The sequence below is a fragment of the Pseudoalteromonas sp. BSi20495 genome (assembly GCF_000241185.1).
GTDB classification, from domain to species: domain Bacteria; phylum Pseudomonadota; class Gammaproteobacteria; order Enterobacterales; family Alteromonadaceae; genus Pseudoalteromonas; species Pseudoalteromonas fuliginea.
In genome coordinates this window covers 1-24,932 of record NZ_BADY01000034.1, presented here as the reverse complement: position 1 = coordinate 24,932, position 24,932 = coordinate 1, and the positions used below count along the sequence as shown (strand labels likewise).

20 protein-coding genes, 1 tRNA gene and 2 pseudogenes are annotated in these 24,932 nt (G+C 39.2%); 6 read left to right on the top strand and 17 right to left on the bottom strand.

Annotated features, from left to right (window positions below):
- Positions 1-4: 4 nt before the first annotated feature.
- The 15 genes and pseudogenes from P20495_RS15310 to P20495_RS15380 form a co-directional block, all read right to left on the bottom strand.
- Complete coding sequence (locus P20495_RS15310; RefSeq protein WP_007378493.1) at positions 5-274, bottom strand: K+/H+ antiporter subunit F; 270 nt, start codon at positions 272-274, stop codon at positions 5-7.
- Complete coding sequence (locus P20495_RS15315; protein WP_008134633.1) at positions 268-804, bottom strand: Na+/H+ antiporter subunit E; 537 nt, start codon at positions 802-804, stop codon at positions 268-270. The genes P20495_RS15310 and P20495_RS15315 overlap by 7 nt, the downstream gene beginning before the upstream one ends.
- On the bottom strand, positions 804-2,321 hold the full coding sequence (locus P20495_RS15320; RefSeq protein ID WP_008134630.1) for a monovalent cation/H+ antiporter subunit D: 1,518 nt from the start codon (positions 2,319-2,321) through the stop codon (positions 804-806). The genes P20495_RS15315 and P20495_RS15320 overlap by 1 nt, the downstream gene beginning before the upstream one ends.
- A complete protein-coding gene (locus P20495_RS20265) occupies positions 2,318-2,671 on the bottom strand; it encodes a Na+/H+ antiporter subunit C (protein ID WP_033015239.1) in 354 nt (117 codons plus the stop codon). The genes P20495_RS15320 and P20495_RS20265 overlap by 4 nt, the downstream gene beginning before the upstream one ends.
- Positions 2,671-5,463 (bottom strand): monovalent cation/H+ antiporter subunit A, encoded by a 2,793-nt coding sequence (locus P20495_RS15325; RefSeq protein WP_007378497.1) that lies wholly within the window; start codon positions 5,461-5,463, stop codon positions 2,671-2,673. The genes P20495_RS20265 and P20495_RS15325 overlap by 1 nt, the downstream gene beginning before the upstream one ends.
- Before the next feature lie 217 nt (positions 5,464-5,680).
- Positions 5,681-6,832 (bottom strand): hypothetical protein, encoded by a 1,152-nt coding sequence (locus P20495_RS15330; RefSeq protein ID WP_008134627.1) that lies wholly within the window; start codon positions 6,830-6,832, stop codon positions 5,681-5,683.
- Between the two features lie 10 nt (positions 6,833-6,842).
- Complete coding sequence (gene nlpI, locus P20495_RS15335) at positions 6,843-7,721, bottom strand: lipoprotein NlpI (RefSeq protein WP_007378499.1); 879 nt, start codon at positions 7,719-7,721, stop codon at positions 6,843-6,845.
- Positions 7,722-8,002: 281 nt separating this feature from the next.
- Positions 8,003-10,129 (bottom strand): polyribonucleotide nucleotidyltransferase, encoded by a 2,127-nt coding sequence (gene pnp, locus P20495_RS15340; RefSeq protein WP_008134625.1) that lies wholly within the window; start codon positions 10,127-10,129, stop codon positions 8,003-8,005.
- A gap of 395 nt (positions 10,130-10,524) precedes the next feature.
- A complete protein-coding gene (gene rpsO / locus P20495_RS15345; RefSeq protein WP_002958490.1) occupies positions 10,525-10,794 on the bottom strand; it encodes a 30S ribosomal protein S15 in 270 nt (89 codons plus the stop codon).
- A gap of 153 nt (positions 10,795-10,947) precedes the next feature.
- The gene (truB, locus tag P20495_RS15350; protein WP_008134623.1) at positions 10,948-11,907 is read right to left on the bottom strand and encodes a tRNA pseudouridine(55) synthase TruB; all 960 of its coding nucleotides are present in this window, start codon (positions 11,905-11,907) and stop codon (positions 10,948-10,950) included.
- Entirely contained in the window at positions 11,891-12,376 is a 486-nt protein-coding gene (gene rbfA, locus P20495_RS15355; RefSeq protein WP_007378502.1) for a 30S ribosome-binding factor RbfA, read from the bottom strand. The genes truB and rbfA overlap by 17 nt, the downstream gene beginning before the upstream one ends.
- A gap of 158 nt (positions 12,377-12,534) precedes the next feature.
- Positions 12,535-15,194 (bottom strand): annotated as a pseudogene (gene infB, locus P20495_RS15360) (translation initiation factor IF-2).
- A 25-nt stretch (positions 15,195-15,219) separates the two neighbouring features.
- Positions 15,220-16,719 carry a transcription termination factor NusA gene (gene nusA, locus P20495_RS15370; protein ID WP_007378504.1) on the bottom strand — a complete coding sequence of 500 codons (1,500 nt, stop codon included), beginning with the start codon at positions 16,717-16,719 and terminating at the stop codon, positions 15,220-15,222.
- 39 nt (positions 16,720-16,758) lie between these two features.
- Positions 16,759-17,214 (bottom strand): ribosome maturation factor RimP, encoded by a 456-nt coding sequence (gene rimP, locus P20495_RS15375; protein ID WP_007378505.1) that lies wholly within the window; start codon positions 17,212-17,214, stop codon positions 16,759-16,761.
- 280 nt (positions 17,215-17,494) lie between these two features.
- Positions 17,495-17,571 (bottom strand) — tRNA-Met (locus tag P20495_RS15380).
- Positions 17,572-18,139: 568 nt separating this feature from the next.
- Between P20495_RS15380 and P20495_RS15385 the strand changes: the two genes are divergently transcribed.
- The 5 genes from P20495_RS15385 (at position 18,140) to P20495_RS15405 (ending at position 23,292) form a co-directional block, all read left to right on the top strand.
- Positions 18,140-18,601 (top strand): globin, encoded by a 462-nt coding sequence (locus P20495_RS15385; RefSeq protein ID WP_007378506.1) that lies wholly within the window; start codon positions 18,140-18,142, stop codon positions 18,599-18,601.
- Positions 18,602-18,901: 300 nt separating this feature from the next.
- Positions 18,902-20,455, top strand: coding sequence for a cryptochrome/photolyase family protein (locus P20495_RS15390; RefSeq protein WP_008134618.1), 1,554 nt, complete (start codon positions 18,902-18,904; stop codon positions 20,453-20,455).
- Positions 20,456-20,672: 217 nt separating this feature from the next.
- The gene (locus tag P20495_RS15395) at positions 20,673-21,578 is read left to right on the top strand and encodes a hypothetical protein (RefSeq protein ID WP_008134617.1); all 906 of its coding nucleotides are present in this window, start codon (positions 20,673-20,675) and stop codon (positions 21,576-21,578) included.
- Between the two features lie 29 nt (positions 21,579-21,607).
- Positions 21,608-22,771: a peptidyl-prolyl cis-trans isomerase gene (locus P20495_RS15400; RefSeq protein WP_008134615.1), complete on the top strand. Its 1,164-nt coding sequence runs from the start codon at positions 21,608-21,610 to the stop codon at positions 22,769-22,771.
- Positions 22,768-23,292, top strand: coding sequence for a hypothetical protein (locus P20495_RS15405; RefSeq protein WP_242401462.1), 525 nt, complete (start codon positions 22,768-22,770; stop codon positions 23,290-23,292). The genes P20495_RS15400 and P20495_RS15405 overlap by 4 nt, the downstream gene beginning before the upstream one ends.
- A 282-nt stretch (positions 23,293-23,574) precedes the next feature.
- Here the strand turns inward: P20495_RS15405 and P20495_RS15410 are convergent, their stop codons facing one another.
- Both P20495_RS15410 and P20495_RS15415 read right to left on the bottom strand, forming a co-directional pair.
- Positions 23,575-24,021 carry an Hsp20 family protein gene (locus P20495_RS15410; protein ID WP_007378511.1) on the bottom strand — a complete coding sequence of 149 codons (447 nt, stop codon included), beginning with the start codon at positions 24,019-24,021 and terminating at the stop codon, positions 23,575-23,577.
- A 231-nt stretch (positions 24,022-24,252) separates the two neighbouring features.
- Positions 24,253-24,657: pseudogene (locus P20495_RS15415) on the bottom strand (redoxin domain-containing protein); the annotation flags it as partial.
- A gap of 77 nt (positions 24,658-24,734) precedes the next feature.
- Between P20495_RS15415 and P20495_RS20260 the strand changes: the two are divergent.
- Positions 24,735-24,932: transposase (locus P20495_RS20260; protein WP_033015266.1), on the top strand; the 198-nt coding region annotated here is incomplete at its 3' end.

The window sequence follows — 24,932 nt, the reverse complement described above, 5'->3', positions numbered from 1 at the left end:
CACCTTATTCAATTATATCGCCACGTAGTAAATACTTACACACTGCAACTGTACTTATAAAACCGAGCATAGCAATAAGCAGTGCAGCTTCAAAATAAAGCCCTGTATCCATACTAATACTGTATAAAATAATCAGTGCGATGACGTTAATGTACATAGTATCGAGCGCTAAAACACGGTCAGGCACTGACGGACCGATGATCAATCGCCATAAATTAAGTAATAATGATAAGCCAATCATCGAAAAAACAATGAGTAATACAGTATCTAACATTGAAATATCTCCTTTAGTGGAGCTTCGTAGCGTTGTTTTATTTGTTTGATAAGTGCTTGTTCATCTTTAAGATCAAGCACATGTATTAATAAGTAGCGTTGCGTTGGCTCTTCACCCTCAAGTAACGATTCAGCAATTGGGTAAACCTCTGCACTCACAGTACCAGGTGTAAGCGATACACAACTGGCCAATATAGTAATTGGCATATCATGGGTTAAATCTATCGGTACTTTTATAAAGGCCGGACGCAAATTTTTAGATGGCCCAAGTATAAGTAAAGCCACTTGTAAATTTGCTACAACAATATCGTACAGCACAATAAGCAACTGCTTGAGAGCCAAGCCCGGCTTTAAAATTAGCGGCTGAGGCTCGCGAAGCGAAAAACTTAATATCGGGATAAGTATTGCAAAAATAGTCGCTAATACTAAGTGCCCTACCGACACGCTATTATTTAACAATAGCCAAACCATAAACAAAAATAAGCTACGAAATGGCGTTGGTAACCAACGAAAACGGGCTTGTAATCTCATCACATGCCTCCTTTAAGTACAGCATTAATGCCGCCGCTTATGTCATGTAACTGCACAGCAGCACCCAGCATATATTCACTAATGGGCCCGCCAAAAATTACTAATAATGGTGAACACGCAAGTAAACCTATAATTACAATTACTTGCAATGGGTTCGCATTTACACACTCAGCATTTTCACTATTTTTACTTTTATGCTCCCAGAACAAGGTTGTGCCAGCGCGCGAAAGCGCTACTAACAACGCAAAACTTGTTACTAAATATACTGGCCAAAATAGTAAAGCTTGCTCACTGTTTAATGTGGCTTTAAGTATCCAAATTTTACCTACAAAGCCTGATAGTGGCGGCATACCAACTACCGTTAAAGCCGCAATAATAAAGCACACACCTAATAAAAATGGCTGTTTAACAGAGCGACCCGCCACAAGCCTATCGCCAACTTTACCGCGCTGGATTGAAACTAAGTCTGCTAGTAAAAATAGAGCGGCACTAACAAGTGTTGAATGCACTAAATAATATAAAAGTGCAGCAGTGGCATTTACATTTTGCAATGCAATTAGCGCAACCAACGTACCTACCGATACTAATACTAAGTTAGCCGTTAGTTTACGTAAATCTTGCGCTGCCATAACACCAATGGCACCCACTATAATGGTGGCAATTGCTAAGCCCCAAAGCCAAGGCTGCGCCATATGTTCAAGCGCTCCGGCTTGTTCGCCAAATATCACAGTGTAAACTCTAAGCATGGCGTAAACGCCTACTTTGGTCATAATCGCAAACAATGCAGCAACCACAGGTTTAGCACTTGCATACGTATTTGGAAGCCATAAATGCAGAGGTAATAGTGCGCCCTTTAAAGCAAATACAATGAGTAATAATAAACCACCTGCTTTTGCTAGGTATACATCATCGCCCGAAAGCTGTGATACCTTTTGCGCCATATCTGCAATATTGAGCGTACCAAGTACACCGTACAAAATACCCAAACCGATTAAAAATACGCTTGAGCCAACTAAATTTAATATTACATATTGCAGCGCAGCACGGGTGTTTTGTTTATCACCTGCGTGCATTAACAATGCATATGATGCAATCAGTAATACTTCAAAAAATACAAATAGGTTAAATAAATCGCCAGTTAAAAACGCGCCATTTACACCCAATATTAAAAAGTGAACAAGTGGGTGATAAAAACTGCCTTTTTCATCATCGCCAGCACTACCATATAAAATAGCGCCCAAACCTAAAAGTGAAGTTAACGTAACCAATAAGGTAGACAACATATCGGCTACTAAGACGATTCCAAATGGTGCAGACCAATTACCAATAGCGTAAACGTTAATACCCGTATTATTAATATGTACAAGTAAAAATACACTAATGGCAAAAGTAGCTATTGCCATTACAATTGAAACTAAGCGGCGTATTTTAACGCTTTTACCACATGGTGGCAGTAATAAAATAACGGCCGTAAGCATAGGTAATAAAATAGGGAGCGAAGCTAAATGTTGGATCATTTTTGCTCCTTGTTATCTGCTGAGGTATTAGGCACATAACCATCAACATGGTCGCTACCTAAATCGGCGCGTCCACGTATTGCCAAAATAACCACGAATGCGGTCATCGCAAAACCAATAACAATAGCTGTAAGCACTAAAGCTTGAGGTAGAGGAACGGCGTATTCTGTGCCAGTACCAAGTACTACCGCTTTATTAATAGTAAGACGACCTGCTGAAAACAAAAATAAGTTAACAGCATATGAAATCATAGTAAGCCCAAGTACTACAGGGAACGTACGAGCTCTTAGCAGTAAAAACACACCGCAACTGACCAATACTCCAACGCAAGATGCGTACAATAATTCCATTAAATATTTACCTCTTTTTTCTGGGTATCTGCCGTCATATTACCTAAGCTTGCTAAAATCATTAGCGTAGCGCCTACAACCGTTAAGTAAACACCTAGGTCAAATGCAATCGCGCTGGCAAGCTCTGTTTTACCGACAAACGGAATATCAAAGTAGTCAAACCAAGTTGTTAAAAATGGCTTATCAAAGAACCAGCTACCCACACCTGTAAACAGTGAAATACCAATGCCTGAAGCTATGATTTTACGATAATTAACATCAAAACGTTCGTTTATCCATGCCGTACCATGCGCCATATATTGTAAAATAAACGCGATTGACGTTACTAATCCAGCAATAAAGCCACCACCAGGTAAGTTATGCCCTCGTAAGAAAATATACGCCGACACCAACAACGCAAGCGGTAATAAACTTTGTGAAATACTCGCCAATAATATTGGATGACGTTCTTTAGCCCATGGGCGGCCTTCGCTGTCACTTGCAGGCATAAATAATGGAATTCGAGAAAGTACTTTAAATATACCTAATGCGGCAATGCCTAATACGGTAATTTCTCCAAGCGTATCAAAGCCCCTAAAGTCGACCAAAATAACGTTAACTACGTTAGTACCACCGCCACCAATTTTAGCGTTAGCAATAAAGAAGTCTGAGATTGAATCTAATGGGCGTGTGAGTAACGCGTAACAAATACTTGCTATAACTACACCTAACGTAGAGGCTATTGCTAAATCTCGAAGTACACGTAATGAACTTGATTCTTTTGGCGTATGTTGGGGCAAGAAAAACAATGCCAGCATAAGTAAAATAATAGTAACCACTTCAACGGTTAGCTGCGTAAGCGCTAAATCTGGAGCAGAAAAACGTGTAAATACAACCGACACCATTAACCCCACAATTGAGAGCATTAACAACGATACCATTCGAGAGCGATGCCAAATAACGGTGGCAAGAGCACCAATAATCAATAAGCCTGCACCAATTGCATTGTGCACATCAACAGGCGTAAGTGGCATGCTACCGGCAAGTTGTTGCATTTCAAATAATGGCCAACCCGCACACAGTAATACTACCGCTAACATAATTACAAGGTAGCGCTGCAGCGATCCATTTTCTGTACTGCTTACCTTTGACTGACACCAAGCAATAACGCTTAATATTACACGTTCAAACGTTTTTTTAGCGTTTAGAGGTGGTAACGATGCTTGAAATTGAAATAGATATTTACGATTAACATAAATAAATAAGCCGCCAACAACAGCCATTGCACTCATAAGTAAAGGTAAGTTAAATCCATGCCAAATAGCTAATTCGTAATGTGGCATCTTTTGCCCTAATACAGCTAAGGATGCCGCAGATAAGATGCCATCAATTGCAAAGTGCGGAAACATCCCTACTAATAAACAAATGACAACGAGTATCTCTATTGGTACACGCATATAACGTGGTGGTTCATGAGGTATTCGTGGTAAATTAATTGGATCACCGTTAAAAAACACATCGTGAATAAAGCGTGCGGAATACGCAACCGCAAATGCGCCTGCAACAGTTGCCAGTACTGGTATTAGCCACGACATAGAACCAAGTACTTGCTGATGCAGCGTTTCTGCAAAAAACATTTCTTTAGATAAAAACCCATTAAGTAATGGTACACCCGCCATTGCAGCCGCCGCGACCATCGCAAGCGTTGCAGTGTATGGTAAGTATCGCCACATACCATTTAATTTACGCATATCGCGCGTGCCTGTTTCGTGATCAATAATACCAACGGCCATAAATAACGACGCTTTAAACGTGGCATGGTTAATGATGTGGAATATTGCCGCAACAGTTGCAAGCTCAGTATCAAGCCCGAGTAACAGCGTTATTAAACCCAAATGGCTTATTGTTGAATAGGCTAACAAGCCTTTTAAGTCATGTTTGAATAATGCTATATAAGCACCAAACAACAGCGTAGCTAAACCCGTTAACCCAACGAGCAAGAACCACGTATCGGTGCCGGCTAAAGCAGGGTGAAAACGTGCTAACAAAAATATACCGGCTTTTACCATAGTTGCAGAATGTAAATACGCGCTCACTGGCGTAGGTGCAGCCATTGCATGAGGAAGCCAAAAATGAAATGGAAATTGTGCCGATTTAGTAAATGCACCCAATAGCACCAATACCAATGCTACTTCGTATAAATCGTGAGATTGAATTATTGCTTTACTCGCTAGAATAACATCTAAGTCATAACTACCAACAATATCACTCAATAACATTAAGCCAGCAAGTAATGCTAAACCGCCAGCACCAGTCACAGCAAGCGCCATGCGCGCGCCCTTGCGTGCTTCGGACTTATGCCACCAAAAGCTAATTAATAAAAATGAGCTGATGCTGGTTAATTCCCAAAACAACCACAGTTGAATGACGTTGTTAGACATAACAATACCAAGCATTGCAGTCATAAATAGCATTAAGTAACTATATAACTTGGCCATTGAATCGTTAGCGCTTAGGTAGTAACGCGTGTAGAGGATAACGAGCAAGCCTATGCCTAAAATCATAAACATAAACAATAAACTGAGGCCATCTAACCGCAGAGATAAATCGAGTCCTATTGACGGGATCCAAGCTAATGAATAACGAATGGTTTCGCCCGCTAAAACTGCAGGTGCATGGTATAGAGTAATCCCCAAAGCCGTCAAAGGCGCGAGAGCCGTTAAACTAGTGCTTAAATTGCGGGATAACTTACCTGTGCATGCAGAAATAACACTGCCAATTAAGGATAACAAGGGTATCCAGAGCAAAGTCATAATGTAGGGCCTTTTATAATCATAAGTTTATCAGGGCGTCACTCTTTTAGGATTAAGTGATGCTTTTACTGCCTGTTTTTTAACGACATTAATAGTTATAGTTATACTGAAAAACACTAATTTTGTCTATATAAAGCGGGGTTATATGAATGTTTTCAAAACAAAAACTAACAATTTTTTCAAGCTAAAAAAATCAATATAGCATTGCTGACGATTGTTAATTTAATATAGCCTTATTTATAGACGTAAGCTCATCTGAGTGACGGTAGAAGTCCCCCTTAGTCATATCTAAATACTTCAACCAAAGTTCCCTGTATTGCGTTGAGAGCCCTAATTGTTGATACTGCATAATAGACCACTTTTCACTTGGCTTATAAGCAATACCTCCTTGTTGACAACTTTCACTTTTATGCCAACCTTCTGGTGCAGGTTCACCATGTGTAATATATAAATTTGGTGCTACAAACCCACTTTGTGCGCACAACCATGCTTGTTTTGATATAGGCAAAGTATACTCATCCTCAAAACGGTTAAAGTGCATAAGTTCGTGTAAAAATATACTGTAGTTTGCCTGTGAGTTAATAAGCATTTTGCCTTTACTGACATTTGCAGTGCCATGCTTTGGCATCATTACTAAAAAATCATAATTGCTAAGAAGCTCATTTTTAAATCTAGAGGCCTGCCAATCACATTGCGCAGCATTATTGATATTACTTTTACAATTGAGCGCAGTCGCAACATAAACGGGCTTTGAAAAACAAAATATATTTTCGCGTGGCTCTGGCTGCCGATTGTATGTAGTTATAAAGTCACCTAATTTATATAAACCATTTCGGTGATCGCTCATTACAATTACATTAAACATACAGTGCTTTTTAGGCTCATCAATATCCTCTAAAAAAGAAAAGCCCAAATTTTGTATAAATTCACGCGGTATATTATTTTCCGCTATAGATAAATGCAACCTGAGGTGATTAAAAACATCCCCTTCTGGTAACTGCTTTATATCGGCTAAAAGCTTTAAATCATCCCAACGTGATTGAGCTAATAACTGAACAGCTAACTCTTTACGCTCAATTGCATTTAATTTATTTATACCTGCCAACCAAAATTGTTTAGCCGCATCACTGTCGTTATTATTTAAAAGTCTTATTGAATAAGCATATTGTGCAGAGGGAATGTGATTTCTAGCCAATATAGCAAGGGAGGTATCTGGTAGTTGCGGTAAATGAACCGCAAAATAATTAGGGAAGCGTCTATAGACTTTTAACACACTGGCCTTTGTGTTCAAAACATGCCAAAAGCCAATCGCGTCAAGGTGATTACCTGAGCCTGTTATTAAAAGGCTACACAGTAATACACATGCCAATTTTAATGCCTTAACTTGCGTCGTCACCAGCCATTAACTCAAGTTCTAAACGTGCATATTTATACTCAATAAACTCATGTACATTAGTTGCTAGAGCTAATCTAAAATAATCAGCGGCTAAGTATTTATCACCAGCAGCCTGATGCAATTTAGCTAAGTAAAAATAAGCTTCACATAAACGCTGAGCATATTCTTGTTCCGACTTAACACCCTCACTAATGCCAGATAAAAAAGCATGCTCGCTCATATCACCTGCAAAAAGCGAAATTAGTTGAAACGCCCATTGTGAATCGTCAAGTGCTGTTGCATTCGTTTTAAGTTCAACAAGAGCTTGCTCCTTATTTACCTTAGCATCTGCTAAATAAACCCATAATACACGATAAGGGTCATTTGGAGAGCGAGCTAAAAATGCACTAAAATCGGTTTTAGCAATACCAGACCTATCACCATAATAAAGTGCAATACCTCGATTTAAATAGGCGTATTCGTGATCTTCATCAAGCTCAAGGGCCGAATCGAAAAATTCATAAGCTTTTTCATATTGTTGCATTAACGTATGTTGAATACCCAAAAAATTATATACTTCAGCTAAATCAGGCTTAAGTTTTACAGCGCGGTTAAAATCAATACGCGAAAGCGTAGTCATGCCTAAGCTATCAAATAACACACCACGGTCATAATATAACTTCGCTTGTTGATCAGGGCTTAAATCTGCTCTATTCAATAACTCTGAGTAGCGTGCAATAGCAATTTCACTTCTAAAGTCAGAGGCTAAAGGTGCAGTAAATGGCACATTAACAATCGGGGTTGGTTCTGATTCTGTTGTAGTTTGGCAAGCGCTTAAAGACAAAATAGCGAAAGATGCCAAAGCTAAATGTTTGAGTATCATTAAAATCCTTAATACCAAGATAGGTAGCAATATGACAGACGATGTCTCAATAGGTTCATAGCAATTGATGAACTATTATTGCTCTAGGTAAACTGCTCAGTAATTAGGTAAAATTATGTTGTGAGTTTGTCACTTTTAAATTTGAACACTATTTATGAGTAATTTAGCTTCCTTGAATAATCTTTGTTTAAATTTAATTAGCCTCATTAAAGCATAAAAAAAGGGGCTAAACAGCCCCTCTTTTATATTATCCAGTAAATATCTGGATGAAGTATTAGCAATTACGCGTCAGTTGGCGCGTCAGCTGCAGGTGCTGCTGATTCCATTGCTTCTTTAATACTTAGACGTACACGGCCTTGGCGATCTACTTCTAGTACTTTAACTTTAACTTCTTGACCTTCAGAAAGGTGATCAGCCACGTTATTAACGCGCTCAGTACTAATTTGAGAAATATGTACTAGACCATCTTTACCAGGAAGAATGTTTACAAACGCACCGAAGTCTACGATACGTACAACTTTACCTTCGTAGATAGTACCTACTTCAAGTTCAGCTGTTAATTGCTCAATACGGCTAATCGCATTAGCTGCACTTTCGCCATCAGTAGCGGCAATTTTAATTGTACCGTCGTCACCGATTTCAATCGTTGTGCCAGTTTCTTCAGTAAGCTGACGAATAGTTGCGCCACCTTTACCAATAACTTCAGCGATTTTCTTCTGTGGGATTTTCATTGTGTATATGCGAGGAGCAAACATTGATAGCTCTTCAGAAGGAGCAGAAATCGCTTCATCCATCACTTCTAAGATATGTAAACGTGCAGCTTTTGCTTGTTTAAGCGCAATTTGCATGATTTCTTGAGTGATACCTTCGATTTTGATATCCATTTGAAGTGCAGTAATACCCGCAGCAGTACCGGCAACTTTAAAGTCCATGTCACCTAAGTGATCTTCATCACCTAAAATGTCAGAAAGAACAACGAATTTATCGTCTTCTTTAACTAGACCCATCGCAATACCGGCAACAGATGCTTTAATTGGTACACCCGCGTTCATAAGTGCTAGAGAAGTACCACAAACAGACGCCATTGAAGAAGAACCGTTTGATTCAGTAATTTCAGATACTACACGAATTGAGTAAGGGAACTCAGTTAGTGTAGGCATTACAGCTGAAATACCACGCTTAGCAAGGTTACCATGGCCGATTTCACGACGCTTAGGAGAACCAACAAAACCAGTTTCACCTACACAAAATGGAGGGAAGTTATAGTTAAGCATAAAGTGGTTTTTATGAGTACCCGTTAAATCGTCGATTAACTGTGAATCACGTTCTGTACCAAGTGTCGCTGTTACTAACGCCTGAGTTTCGCCACGAGTAAAGATAGCAGAACCGTGAGTACGCGGTAATACGCCAGTCATTACGTCTAGTGCACGAATCATATCTGGTTCACGACCATCGATACGTTTTTCGCCAGCAGCGATACGGCCACGAACGATTTTCTTCTCAAGTGAACCGAAGATTTTGCCAATTTCTTGCTTGTCTAAAGACTCGCCTTCAGCAAGTTCAGCTGTTAATACTGCAACAACTTCATCCTTCGCTTCGCCAAGTGCTTCTTTACGCGCTACTTTATCAGTGATTAAGTAAGCTGCGCCTACCTTATCAGCAGCGATAGTTGCTACTTTATCTTCAAGTGCAACATTTTTCTCAGGTGCAGTCCAATCCCAAGTAGGCTTGCCTGCTTGCGCTTTAAATTCTTCGATTGCAGTGATGATCGCTTGAGATTGCTCATGACCATATACAACAGCACCAAGCATTACGTCTTCAGCAAGTACGTTAGCTTCTGATTCAACCATAAGTACCGCTTTATCAGTACCGGCTACCACTAAATCAAGTTGGCTTTCTTCAAGCTCTTTTAATGTAGGGTTAAGTACATATTCGCCGTTGATGTAACCAACGCGAGCTGCACCAATTGGGCCACTGAACGGGATACCAGAGATAGCAAGTGCTGCTGAAGTACCAATCATCGCAACCATATCTGGTTGGATTTCAGGGTTAACAGAAACAACAGTTGCAATAACTTGTACTTCGTTTACAAAACCGCTTGGGAAAAGTGGACGAATTGGACGGTCAATAAGACGTGCAATAAGTGTTTCGCCATCGTTAGGACGACCTTCACGCTTTAAGAAACCACCTGGGATACGACCAGCAGCGTACATACGCTCTTGGTAGTTTACCGTTAATGGGAAAAAGTCTTGACCTGGTTGTGCTTCACGCTTACCAACAACAGTTACTAAAACTGAAGTGTCGCCAATGCTTACTAGTACTGCGCCGTCGGCTTGACGAGCGATTGCACCAGTTTCTAGTGTCACTGTGTGTTGACCTAGTTGAAATTCTTTAATAATTGCTTGCACTTAAAATATTCCTTAAATGTATTCTAATAAGTTGTCATCAAAGTACCAATTACAGTACATAATTGTATTCAGTTGGAAATCAATTAAGTACTACAATTGGCAATGATGTGGATAAGCGTAGATAAACCTTTTTATCTACGCGCATAGTATATACCAAAGCTACTTCAAAATGCGAGTCTAGGGTGTGTTGTTCTTTGCGGATTGAAATTTGTTCAATCTAACTACTCGATTTCAGCTGGGCTTATTTAGCGGTTAAATACAATAGCTCTTGGTAAGCTATGAAATGGGGGTTTTATATTGCAATTCAATAGGTTTAAGAATTTTCTTAATTTAAAAACACAAATTTCAGGCACAAAAAAAGGAGCTAAAAAGCTCCTTTTTCTATAATCTAGTTCTTAGCGACGTAGGCCAAGTTCTTTGATTAGTGCAGTATAACTAGTGATATCTTTACCTTTAAGGTAATCAAGTAGTTTACGGCGAGTGCTTACTTTACGAAGCAGACCACGACGTGAGTGGAAGTCATGCTTGTGATCAGCAAAGTGACCTTGAAGCTTGTTGATATCATAAGTAAGTAATGCTACTTGTACTTCTGATGAACCTGTATCGCCTTCTGCACGTGCAAATTTAGCAATGATATCGATTTTTTCTTGATTGCTTAGTGACATAGTAACTCCAAAAATTAAATTTAAAAGGTGTCTTAGCCGATCACTAATTCAGCCAAAACGATTAAGCGGGCGTATTCTACCAACTGTGGGAATAACTACAAGTTAATTATCCCCATCTACAACTAATAAGCCACTACTGGGCACATTAGTTGCTTATTCCGGCTTTACGTAATCATCTTGCTGGCTAGCAAGACCACGTTTAACCTTTAAATGTCCATTTGAGTTGCGCTCACCAGTACCAATAAATATATTATCCGCAACAACTTTAATTGCACCATCAGGTAAAGCGATTGGTAATTCTACAGCTTGCCCGTGACTAAAAATTCCCCCTTGTTCTTTTGTGATTTCAACAACGGGTAAGTCAGTTAAAGCAGTGTCTATAGGTAATAACAACGAGTCTAAATAAGTCGAAGGCGCAAGCTCTTCTTCTTTCGCTTTAGCAAGTAATGCTTCAATTTCATCAAGCGATACCATTTTATCTGCCGGATACTGACCAACAGCGGTTCTGTGGAGCATAATAACGTGTGCACCGCAGCCTAGGTTTTCGCCTAAATCGTCAACGATTGTACGAATGTACGTCCCTTTAGATACATGAGCCGTCATTTGTAATACGTTGTTTTGTTCATCAAATTCGTCAAACGATAAGCTAAACACGTTTATTTTTCTGCATTTGCGAGGTACTTCAATACCTTCGCGAGCGTACTTATATAACGGTCTACCTTGATACTTAAGTGCCGAGTACATTGACGGATATTGATCAGACTCACCAACAAAAGCAGCAATTTCTTTTGTTAGCTGTTCACGCGTTACGTTCACATCTTTAGTGCTAACAATTTCGCCATCAGAATCTGATGTTGTTGTACGCTCACCCAGTTGTGCACGAACGATATAGGTTTTATCTGTATCGAGTAAAAACTGCGTAAACTTAGTCGCTTCACCAAAACAAATTGGCAGCATACCTGTAGCAAGTGGATCTAAAGCACCTGTGTGCCCAGCTTTTTGCGCAAAATAAACACCTTTTGCTTGCTGCAGAGCTTTATTTGATGAAATGCCTTGCGGTTTGTTTAACAACAAAATACCGTCAACTGCACGGCCTTTACTGCGCTTTGCCATCTGTATCAGTGCCTTCTTCGCTATCTGTATCGTCTACGTGCTCAGTACTTTCTTCGCTATCTAAAACTTCATCAGCATCAACACTTTCTACGTCTTCATCAACATGCTTTGCGTTATCTTCGCGGATAATAGAATCCACTAAATTAGAAATACGCATACCTTCCATTAATGAGTTATCAACAACAAACTTTAACTCAGGCATTATACGTGCACGAATACGCTTACCAAGTAACGAGCGAATATAACCCGTTGCTTCATTTAGTACTTTTGCGCTTTGCTTTGCTGCATCTTCATCTTGTGTGTTAAACACAGTAATGAAAATTTTGGCATAAGATAAATCGCGCGATACTTCTACCGCTGACACTGTCACCATACCTAAGCGTGGATCTTTAATTTCGCGTTGTAAAATTACAGCAATTTCTTTTTGGATTTGCTGTGCAACACGATCAGTGCGAGAAAATTCTCTCATTATACTTGTCCTAAAATAATAACTTATTGAAATTAAATAATAAGTTAACTAAATAATGGATATGCAAATGGGGGCTAAGCCCCCATTTAAAATCTTAGCGTAGAGCGTGTAGAACGCCCGGGCGTTAACCTTAAGCGTTCAATACACCCTAGTAACAATTATAGAGTACGTTGTACTTCAACTGTTTCAAATACTTCGATTTGGTCACCAACACGTACGTCATTGTAGTTCTTAACGCCGATACCACATTCCATGCCGTTACGAACATCAGCAACATCGTCTTTAAAGCGACGAAGTGACTCAAGCTCACCTTCATAGATAACCACGTTTTCACGTAGTACACGGATTGGAGCGCTACGTTTGATAACACCTTCAGTAACCATACAACCAGCAATTGCGCCAATTTTTGGAGACTTAAATACGTCACGAACTTGAGCAAGACCAATGATTTCTTGTTTAAACTCTGGCGCTAGCATACCTGACATGGCTTGCTTAACTTCTTCGATTAAGGCATAAATTACGCTGTAATAACGAAGGTCTAAGTTTTCAGTATCAATCACTTTACGAGCAGAAGCATCAGCACGAACGTTAAAGCCAACTACAATTGCGTTAGACGCTGCAGCTAGGGTTGCATCAGTCTCAGTAATACCACCAACACCTGAACCAACAATCTTCACTTTTACTTCATCAGTAGAAAGCTTAGTTAGTGAATCAGAGATTGCCTCGATAGAACCTTGAACGTCTGCTTTAAGTACCACGTTAACTTCAGAAACATCGCCTTCAGTCATGTTAGTAAACATGTTTTCAAGCTTAGCTTTTTGCTGACGTGCTAGCTTAACATCGCGGAACTTACCTTGACGGTATAAAGCAACTTCACGCGCTTTACGCTCATCTTTAACAACAGTCGCTTCGTCGCCCGCAGCTGGAATACCAGAAAGACCTAAAATCTCAACTGGAATAGATGGACCAGCAGATTTAATGTCTTTACCGTTTTCATCGCGCATTGCACGAACACGGCCATACTCAAGACCACATAATACAATATCACCTTGGTTAAGCGTACCAGATTGAACAAGTACTGATGCTACTGGACCACGGCCTTTATCAAGACGAGATTCAATAACAACACCTGCAGCCATACCTTCAGTAGGTGCAGTTAATTCTAAAAGCTCAGATTGCATAAGCACAGCTTCAAGAAGGTCGTCAATACCTAAACCAGTTTTAGCTGAGATATGAACATACTGCGTATCGCCGCCCCACTCTTCTGGAATAACGTCAAGTACAGCTAGTTCGTTTTTAACGCGATCTGGATCTGCGCCTTCTTTATCCATTTTGTTTACAGCAATGATTAAAGGAACGCCAGCTGCACGTGCGTGCTGTACCGCTTCTTTAGTCTGTGGCATAACGCCATCATCTGCTGCAACCACTAGGATTACGATATCTGTCGCTTTAGCACCACGAGCACGCATTGATGTAAATGCAGCATGTCCTGGTGTATCTAGGAACGTGATCATATTGCCGTTTACATCAACATGGTATGCACCAATATGCTGTGTAATACCACCGGCTTCGCCTGAAGCAACTTTTGCAGAGCGAATATAATCAAGAGTCGATGTTTTACCGTGGTCAACGTGACCCATAACAGTTACTACTGGAGCACGTGGCTCTGACTTACCATCTTCATGGCGGTCATTAAGTACTGTTTGCTCTAATTCGTTTTCTTTAACAATGATAACCTTGTGACCCATTTCTTCTGCAACTAATTGTGCAGCTTCTTGGTCAATCACTTGGTTAATGGTAACCATGTCACCCATTTTCATCATTGTTTTTACAACTTCAGCGCCTTTAACAGCCATGCGTGATGCAAGCTCAGCTACTGTAATTGTTTCGCTAATACGCACTTCATTTTTAACATCAACAGTTGGTTTTTGGAAACCATGCTGCAGCGATGCTGGTGCTTTTAACTTAGACTTGTTACGGCCTCTTGACGCTGCAAATTTATCTTTTGCTGGCGCTTTTTTCTTTTCTTAGCACGGCGTGTACCTTGCTCATCACGAGCATCGGCAACATCTTCTGCTTCACGTGCGTAAGTAGAAGTCGTAAGATGGTGATCCGCTGTTTCTTCGCGTTTCTTACGCTCTTCTTCTTCTTTCTTCCAGCGTGCCGAGTTTTCTTCAGCTAGCTTTCTTGCTTCTTCTGCTTGACGTTTCGCTTCTTCTTCAGCTTTCTTCAATGCGGCCTCTTCTGCTTCTTTTTGCAGACGCTCAGCTTCTATGCGATCTTTCTCAGACTTAGCACTTTGCTCTGGGGTCATCTGCTTTTGTTTCGCTTTACGCTCTGCATCTGCTTTGCGTTTAGCTTCTTCTTTGGCTTTACGGTCAGCGTCTTCTTTCGCTTTGCGCTCTGCCTCTTGTTTCGCTTTTAATTCTGCGGCTTCTTGCTCAGCTTTTTGCTGCTCTTCAAGACGTACTTTTTCTTCAGCGGCTAGGCGTGCTTGCTCTTGTTCTTGTTCCATTGCGCTTTTTTTCACGTACGTACGTGTTTTGCGAACTTCAACTTGAACAGCTTTAGCTTTACCCGTAGAGCCAGTCACACTTAATGTACTTTTGCTCTTACGTTGTAAAGTCATACGCGCTGGACCATCTGAACCTGTACCGCCATGATGCTTGCTTAAATGATCAAGTAACGTTGCTTTTTCAGCTTCTGTTACATTATCAGTTGCTTGCTTAGTGATACCTGCTTGTGAAAACTGCTGTAGCAATTTATCAACAGTTGTACCTATATCGCCGGCTAGTTTTTCAACATTTACTTCTGCCATAGTGTGTAATACCTCCGTTAATAAATTACTCGTCTGCAAACCAACAAATGTTTCGTGCAGCCATAATTAGTTCACCCGCTTTTTCAGATGAAAGTTCTGTAATATCAACTAATTCGTCAATACCTTGCTCTGCCAAGTCTTCAAGTGTAACAACACCCTTGCTTGCCATAACAAATGCTAAGTGACGCTCTAAGCCTTCAAGCGCAAGTAAGTCTTCAGCAGGCTCTGCGCCTTCTAAGCTTTCTTCCGTTTTAAGTGCTTTAGTTGTTAATGCATCTTTTGCACGTGAGCGCAGCAGATCAACTGTTTCTTCGTCTAAACCATCAATTTCTAAAAATTCAGATGCTGGTACGTACGCCACTTCTTCAAGTGTCGAGAAACCTTCATTTATAAGTAATGAGGCAAACTCATCATCAATTTCTAAATTTTCAGTGAATAAGTTAAGCAACTTATCTGATTCAGCTTCATTTTTAGTACGCATGTCTTCAACAGTCATTACGTTTAGTTCCCAACCTGTTAGTTGGCTTGCTAAACGAACATTTTGACCATTACGACCAATCGCTTGCGCTAGGTTATCTGCATCAACTGCAATATCCATTGAGTGAGTGTCTTCATCCATTACGATTGAAGCAACTTCTGCAGGTGACATTGCATTAATAACAAACTGCGCTGGATTATCGTCATAAAGAACGATATCAACACGCTCGCCGCCAAGTTCTGACGATACAGCCTGAACACGTGCGCCACGCATACCAACACATGCACCAATTGGGTCAATGCGTTTGTCGTTAGATTTAACTGCAATTTTAGCGCGAGAACCTGGATCACGCGCAGCTGCACGTAACTCAATCATTTCTTCGCCAATTTCTGGCACCTCAATGCGGAATAGCTCCATTAGCATTTCAGGCTTAGAACGCGTTACAAATAATTGTGCGCCGCGAGCTTCGGGCTTAACTTCGTATAAAAGACCACGGATACGGTCACCCGGGCGGAAGTTTTCACGTGGAAGCATATCATCACGGTAGATAACAGCTTCAGCGTTATTGCCTAAATCAAGAACGATAGAATCACGTGTTGCTTTTTTAACAACACCGGTTACTAACTCACCAACTTGATCTTTGTATGCATCGACTACTAAAGCACGCTCAGCTTCACGTACTTTTTGTACGATTACTTGCTTAGCCATTTGCGTAGTTATACGGTCAAATTTAATTGAATCTATTTGCTCTTCAACGTAATCGCCCATCTGCAAATCAGGTTCTTCAACCTGCGCAGCTTCTAACGTAATTTCGCTGTATGGGTTCTCTAAAGAACCATCTTCTAATACTGCTGCAATCTGCCAACGACGGAACGTATCGTAATCGCCGGTCTTACGGTCAATTGCTACACGTACTTCAATTTCGCCATCATGCTTTTTCTTTGTCGCTGTCGCTAATGCGAACTCTAAAGCTTCAAAAATCTTTTCTTTTGGAACCGCTTTCTCATTGGAAACGGCTTCAGCAACCAATAATATCTCTTTTGCCATGGGTAATGCCTCGCTTGCCCTATTCCTTCGCACTCGAATTTAAAACTTAGCGATTAAATTCGCACGTTCGATGTTACTAAGCATGATTAGATGCTCTGCACCATCACTAGATAGTGTGATCATATCGCTGCTAACTGCTACTAAGTCGCCCTTAAAATTACGGCGACCATCCTGTGGAAGTTTAGTACGCACGCGTACTTCCTCTCCTTGCGCCTGCTCGTAATGATCTTGTTTGAATAATAGACGATCAACACCAGGAGACGATACTTCCAAATCATATTCATTTGTAATTGGGTCTTCGACGTCTAAAATCGCACTAATTTGGCGACTTGCATCCGCACAGTTATCAACTGAGATCCCATCCTCATGAGCAATATACACTCTTAAGGTAGAATGGCGACCCGCTTGTACAAACTCAAGACCATGTAATTCAAAGCCTAACATTTCTACCGCTGGCGATAACATGGTTACTAAATCTTGTTCAAGTTTTGTCACGAAAATCCTCCATACAAACAAAAAAAGGGCTTATAGCCCTAAAATACTGAGTTTAAGTTTTGATTTGATGACAAAAGCCATAAATCGAAAGGTGCAGATACAACAACGCCCCGAACCAAGCGGGGCGTCACACCAATAAAGCATAAAACTGTGTGGCCGAGGGCCGAGCTTGGTTGCGAGTCAGTAACTGACCAAATTAAACTGCATTAGCCTAAACGCAAAACGCGCATTACTTAGAATGCGCGATATAAATTAATAAGCTTACACTTATTAGTAGAATTGGTTGCGGGAGCCGGATTTGAACCGACGACCTTCGGGTTATGAGCCCGACGAGCTACCAGACTGCTCCATCCCGCGCCAATAGATATTAAATCTTAATTTAATATCGCTGTTAGCGGTTATACAACACACTAAACAATGGCGGCTATTATAAGGATGTGCGGGATAATTAGCAACCATAATAACTAATAAGTTTATAAAATTTGCAATTCGTCAAGTTGTTAATTTAATGTATTACAAATTAACATTTGTTGTAATAACCTTTAGGGCCTCATTATCTTGCGAGCCTAAATTTAAAGCACCCGTTTAGCTTCTACACAAGGCTGTGTCGATCATGTGTGGTTATTCCTCACAAATAAGCGATAGCACAGCATAAATGCCAAACATACGCTGTCCTTAGGTAAAACAGATTTAATCCTCAAAGATCAACAACCCCAATCGTAGCATTGAAGTAAATATTAAACAGCCATCCCAATGAATAGATAATCAATCTCATTAACAAAAACAAAATAAATAAAATCAGTAACTTATTAATTAAACCTTCTATTTAAGCCAATAAACCCGTGCGGTTTCAACTTCTCTAGCTATAATAAAAGCAACGAAAGCAATAACAATCACAATCACACTTAATGCAAAGAGGCATTTAATGAACACAAACCAATCAGTATTATTAAAAAGCCTACAGATTGTTAAGCCGAATTTCCATGCTTTTACAGCACGCTTTCATCGTAAATTAGCAGAATCAGGTATTGTAATGAATTACCCAACTGCAAATCAATTCAACGAAAAAAGTTATACGTTTTACTGCGTGCTAGAGCGCATAATTAAACATTTAGATAATCCATCTTCTGTCACTCCTTTTTTAACACATTATTTAGAACACCTAAATAAACGTAATATTCAGCAAACTGATATTAAAATATTGTGTGATATTTTTTACGCTACTTTAGAAGCTCATCTTGGTCAGCATTTTTGCTTACAAAGCCAAACCGCATGGCAAGAATTTCTAACCTTTTTTGAAAACTGCACTAACAGTTCACTTTTCAATATAAGTAACGTTATTTCACTTCAACAACGAATAAGCAAAACAAAAAATAATACCAATTAGAACCTGTATTTATTGCTCATTCTTTTATAACAAATGCGCTTATATATAAGTAGGTATTGAAATACATATAAGCTAAGCATAACAACACTCAAGTTTATAATGAGCCGGTTAAGCTTCATTAAGTAGTAAAAAACAGCCCCTTATAAAACCAGCAAAGCTCAATACCTTTTTAGAATTAGCTCATCGAGCATTAAAAACACCAGCTATTGTAAAACTCCACGCATAATTAAGCGGTACTACAACACCTTTAAAAGATCGTTTTACGACACTTTGGCGTACTAAACATATTTGGTTCTAAGTATGAAACACTATAAAACACTCAGGCTTATTTTGGGCGACCAACTAAACCCATCGCATTCTTGGTTTAAACAAAAAGATAATGAAACCCTTTATATTATTGCTGAACTTGCACAAGAAACTCATTATGTTAAACACCATATCCAAAAATTATGTGCTTTTTTCCATGCTATGGAAAACTTTGCTTCAGCGTTAAGCCAGGCTGGTTTTAATGTATTGCATTTAACCTTAGATGAGACTTGTAACGACAACAATTTACCCGATTTGCTTAACCGTATTGCAAAACAATATCAGTGCTCGGCAATAGAGTATCAATACCCTGATGAATTTAGACTTCACTCGCAATTAGAACAATTTAAAAAAACGCATATGCTAAGTGTGAGGGCTGTGGATAGCGAACATTTTTTGTTCCCCTTTTCACAAATTAAAAAACGCTTTGTAAAAAATAAACATGTAACGATGGAGCATTTTTATCGCGATATGCGCAAGCAGTTTGATATTTTAATGGACTCCGGTAAGCCTGAAGGAGGTAAATGGAATTTTGATAGTAACAACAGAAATAAATTTTCTAAGAACGACATACACGACATCCCCTCTCCAAAGCTATTTACTAATGATGTAAAGTCAATTATATCTCGCTTAAACAAACATAAAGTCGCTTATTTTGGCAGTATAGATAATCAACTCACTTGGCCAACAACGCGAAAGCAAGCAATTAGTAGCCTTGATTACTTTTGTGAATATTTGCTCGTTAATTTTGGCAAATTTCAAGATGCTATGACTGACCAGAGTAACCATAATACTAGCCTTTACCATAGCCGTTTATCGTTTGCTTTAAATACAAAAATACTACACCCGCTTTATGTAATTAAACGCGTAATTACTGAATATAAACAAAGACCCAGCGAAATATCCATTTCACAAGTCGAAGGTTTTATAAGGCAAATACTGGGTTGGAGAGAATACGTACGCGCCATCTATTGGGTTAACATGCCCGACTACGCAACTAAAAATCAACTACAAGCCAATAATAAAATGCCATCCTATTTTTGGACTGGCTCTACTAAAATGAATTGTTTAAGCCACGCACTTACACAAAGTTTAGAAACCTCATACGCGCATCATATTCAGCGCTTAATGGTTATTGGAAACTTTTGTATGCTCACGGGAATTAATCCTGATGACGTAGATAATTGGTATTTAGGTGTCTATATAGATGCAATCGAGTGGGTAGAAATGCCTAATACTCGAGGAATGAGCCAATTTGCCGATGATGGCATTATTGCTACAAAACCCTACGCAGCAAGCGGAAACTATATTAATAAAATGAGCGATTATTGCAAGCGTTGCCAATACGATGTTAAACAAAAAGTGGGAGAAAAAGCATGCCCCCTTAATAGTCTGTACTGGAACTTTATGCACACCCACCGCAGTAAATTAGAGAAAAACCCGCGTATAGGCATGGTTTATAAAAACTGGGACCGACAAACCGAAGAGCAAAAAACAGTGCTATTAAAACAAGCTGCTGCGCATTTAATTGATTTAGAAAGTTTGTGATATATAAAACAGGTAAACTTGTTAATTAAATGTTTAATTCTTCTGTCATTGTAATGTAATAGCGCTATCTTTTAATAGCGTTAATTTTTAAATACAGCAATGAGATAAAAATGAAAAAATATTAACGTCGGCAATTATATTACTTACAAGTATCAACCAAGCACACGCATTTAGCCAAGAAACCCATAAGCGGATTGTTATTGACGCTGTAAGTTATATGGAGCAAAACCCACAATCAACGCAATATGCAGCACTGTCGCAATATGCTTTACAAAATAAAATGTCAGTCTCACAACTGGCTGAGCTACTAGGGCAAGCAGCCTATGATGTTGATGATTTTGAAGATACTTTTTTATGTGGTGCCATTACCGGCTCTTGTGTCCAAGCTCCTCTTTGGGGCGCGGCTGAAAGCATTGTAAAATATACTAGCTATTGGCACTTTCAAAACCATGCGCAAGGCGCTGATCAGCATGGTAATGATTTTGGCGGCTATAACTACGACAAACTCACTGTATGGGGCACCATTGATAGCTTAGCTGCGGCTTGGTTAAAAAGAGACTATTTAGATGATGGAAAGGGAAGAGAAACGGGCTGGTTTAATGCTGACTCTTCAAAATATAATAGTTATGACATTACCGAAGCGCATTACCGAATTGATAGTCAATCAAACTATAGTATGTATAATGATTTTGAAAAAATCCCTTTTCAACCAATCGATAACTTAGGCCAATACTGGTTTCAAAGCTATTTAGACAGTGGTAATCCACAGGTACTGGGCTTTGTATTTCATACAACTGATTTACTTCAGCCGCATCACACATGGACAACTTCAGATTTAAATCACTCTAGCTGGGAAGGCTGGATAAAAGATTATTATGATCAAGAACAACTCAATGATCCTAGCTTAATACGTCAAGCAATAAATACCTTTTCACCGTTAGATAAAGCCTCAACGGATGTACGTCCATTGCTAACCCAAGGCGGCTCTTTTTCGTACGCTCAAGGCGGTATTGTGCTTAATTCGGAAGATCATTACGACCGTGTTGATACCGCAAAACAAGTTATCCCTCATGCTATTGCAATGGTTGTACATTTATTAAATCATGCCATGGTTGCCCGCTAATGAGGTATTTAGTCTACCTATGTGTAGTAATGTTTGGGCTGCTTTACAGCAGCCAAGCATTTACGAGTGTTGAAAAGTACACACCCGCTGAAATACAGTTGATGCATCAAATATATCAACAGCAAAATAGTGACATTAGTCTTTCGCAAACACGTTATCGTTTATACGAGAACCAATTTTTACTAAGTGAAGCAAAACGCCTAATGCCCAACAAGGTAGCGCGTTTGTCTGATGTCGGTTTTACCACCGGTTACCATGTAGAGCGCTACCTAAATAACCTTTTTATAAATCAACTACATTTACCACCGAGCATCGAAGCTTCTAATAATGTTAAACATTTTACGGCCAGCTGGCTTACAAACACATTAGGTGAATATCCTGCGAATGGACAATATTCTGAAACGCAAAAAAACACATTAAATTTAGTAAAACTTGAAAATTTTGCGTTTCCTGCAATGTCTGTTTATGACTTCATTAAACCACTTTCTATGCAAATACGGTTTAGATTGCATCAAGGCGATAACCAGTTATTTCATACAGAAATAGCTAAAAAGCATCAATATTTTATAAATTTAGAAAAAGCGACCAACGCGTTTAAAGCAAAAGATATCAACATTGATAATTTAATAAGCATTGCTCAAGGTGACATCTTGCGCCCTTCGATTCAAAGCTGGCTTGGCGTAAAAGACATGATGCATGGACAAAGCCCGATACTCGAACAATTAGAAAAACAAGTTTCCGAACAACAAATAAATCAGTATTACCAAAAGAATAAAAGTCGCTTCAAATATTTATACCAAATAACAGCCCAAGGTGCTGAATTTAAAAACAGAAATGACGCGGTTAAATTTAAAAGTGAAGTGGCAAAGAGTACTTTCAAAGTTGCTTTAAAAGCGGCTAATATGAATGATATTTATAGTAAATTTAATAATAATATCAATCGAGAGCATAAAAAAGAGTGGGTAGTACAACTTGCATTTACTCAAAATGAGAATGAGCTTTCTGAAGTCATTCGTTCGCCAACGGGATTATGGGTTGTGGTGTTAACTAGTGACTATGAATATAAATATTTTGCAGCAACGGGCCAAACAGTTCGCTATCAAGCGATTAAGTCTGTGGCGTTACAAAATGCGCATCAGCAATACCAGCAAAAGTGGGCTGCGTGGCACACACAAAATGAGATTAAGTTATGAAAATAAAGCTCTCGGCACTCATTATAATGTCTTTAGGCATCACCCTCATATACTACTTATCTGGCTCCACCGAGCAGAAAAAAATGGCACTAGCGACTAAACAACCAACAGATGAGCGTCCTACAATAAAGCAAACAGTACACACCGTAAAAAAAATTGAAGATGTACATTCTTCAAATATTAAAAAAAGTACCTTGAATGAGTATGCTCAACTGGCAATTACCGAACCAAATTACTTACCCCCGCTAAATAAAAGTAAACTAAGCAGTGTTCAATACAAGGGGGATTTAGACGACCATAAAGCCTACGAACAATTTCAACAAGAGAAGCGGCGCGCACTAGAAAGTAGCTTTGTAAGTGCTGTTAATAGCAAAGTAGCAACGCTAGAAAACTTACTTGCTAAAGGGCGTAAACAAGGAATGAAGCAAGAGCAGCTTCAAGAAGCGATTGATAAAATTGCTCTGCTGAAAAAAACACAAAAGCACTTAATTAACCTGAACTCTGGCCAAGAGATTTACTAACGTATTGAATAATCGTGATATTTAAATTTATTTTCTCTAGCCAACGATTTTCAGTGAAAACAAGGCGAATTTACGCGTCAATAGCTAGCCTATTGCCAGTAAATTCAACGTAGTTAGCGCTGAAAATAGCTGCTTGAGATAGATTTATTATCCAGAGTTCAGGTTAATTAGCCAAGATTAAGAGAACGCTCTAGATTCAAGACTATTTAAAACTCTATTGCATAAAAAAGCCGTCTCAAGCGAGACGGCTAAACAATCAGGGAAACTAAGGTTAAACAGGGTTTATTTATCTTCGATTAAATGACCTTGCCCTATCTGGATTTTACGAGGTTTAAGTGCTTCTGGGATTTCACGCTGAAGCTCTATGCTCAATAAGCCGTTAGCTAAATCTGCACCAAGTACTTTTACATGATCGCCAAGCTGAAATTTACGCTCAAAGTTACGCTCCGCTATACCTTGATGAATAAACTTACGTTCATTATTCTCATCTTTATTAGCCTTAGTACCGGCGACTTTCAACGTATTGTTTTCTGACTCAATGGTCAACTCGTTATCACTAAAACCAGCAACGGCCATAGTAATTCTATATTTGTCTTTATCGAGCGCTTCAATGTTATAAGGAGGAAAACTTGGCTGCTTGTCTGTACTTGCTGCCGCATCCATAAGTGATGCTAAATGTTCGAAGCCGATAAATGAACGATAAAGTGGTGATAAATCTACTGTACGCATAATAATATCCTCATATTTAAGCGATATTTTGCATGTGCTTTTCTATTGAACAAGCTCAAGCAAAGTATAATTAATAATATAAATTTCAATTGTTTAAGTTTAATTTAGGACCCATCAGGCGTCCTACTTAACTATATATGGACGGTAAAATTGTTTTCAAGTAAATTTATTAAAAAATAAAATATAAATTTAAGCGCGCTATTAAACACGCCTAAATTTATGCATAACAACTTAAGAAAATGTTCCTCTAATAGGGTAATCATTTTCGCGTGTATATTGAATACCTGAAAGTAACTGCTGCATATCAGGGCGTGAAAACGGGCTGTTTGATTTATCTAAAACTTGCACTTGATTTTGCTCGTTTAGGACAATAATTGCAGGCTCTGCAAACGGATGATCTGTCTCAGTGTTACTTCTTGGCTCACTGATATACAAACCTAATTCAGTCATTTGCTCAAGCGTTAAATTATAATAAAGAGGAAAATTAACGTCTAGCTTTTCAAAGTGCGCTTCCAACTGAGCATGGCTATCACCACTTACAGCAACAACTTCAACACCAATATCTTTAAAATCTTGAGTCATTTTAGCCAAAGCATTTAATTGCTTCGTACACATAGGGCAATGCTGACCTCGATATGTAGTGGTACAGTGATTTTGGCCACCCATTAAGAAAGAAATGTTATGCTAATAAGCATACAAATTTGGGTGAAAAAATGACGAAATTAAAACGCGCAACATATTCAGCGGCAATTAAATTAGAAACGGCTCAGCTTGTAGTAGACCAAGGTTATACGCAAGAAGACGCAGCAAAAGCTATGGGGGTGGGTAAATCAACCGTCAGTAAATGGGTTACTCAATTAAAGCTAGAACGCAATGGTCAGTCACCATCAGCGTCACCAATGACGCCCGAA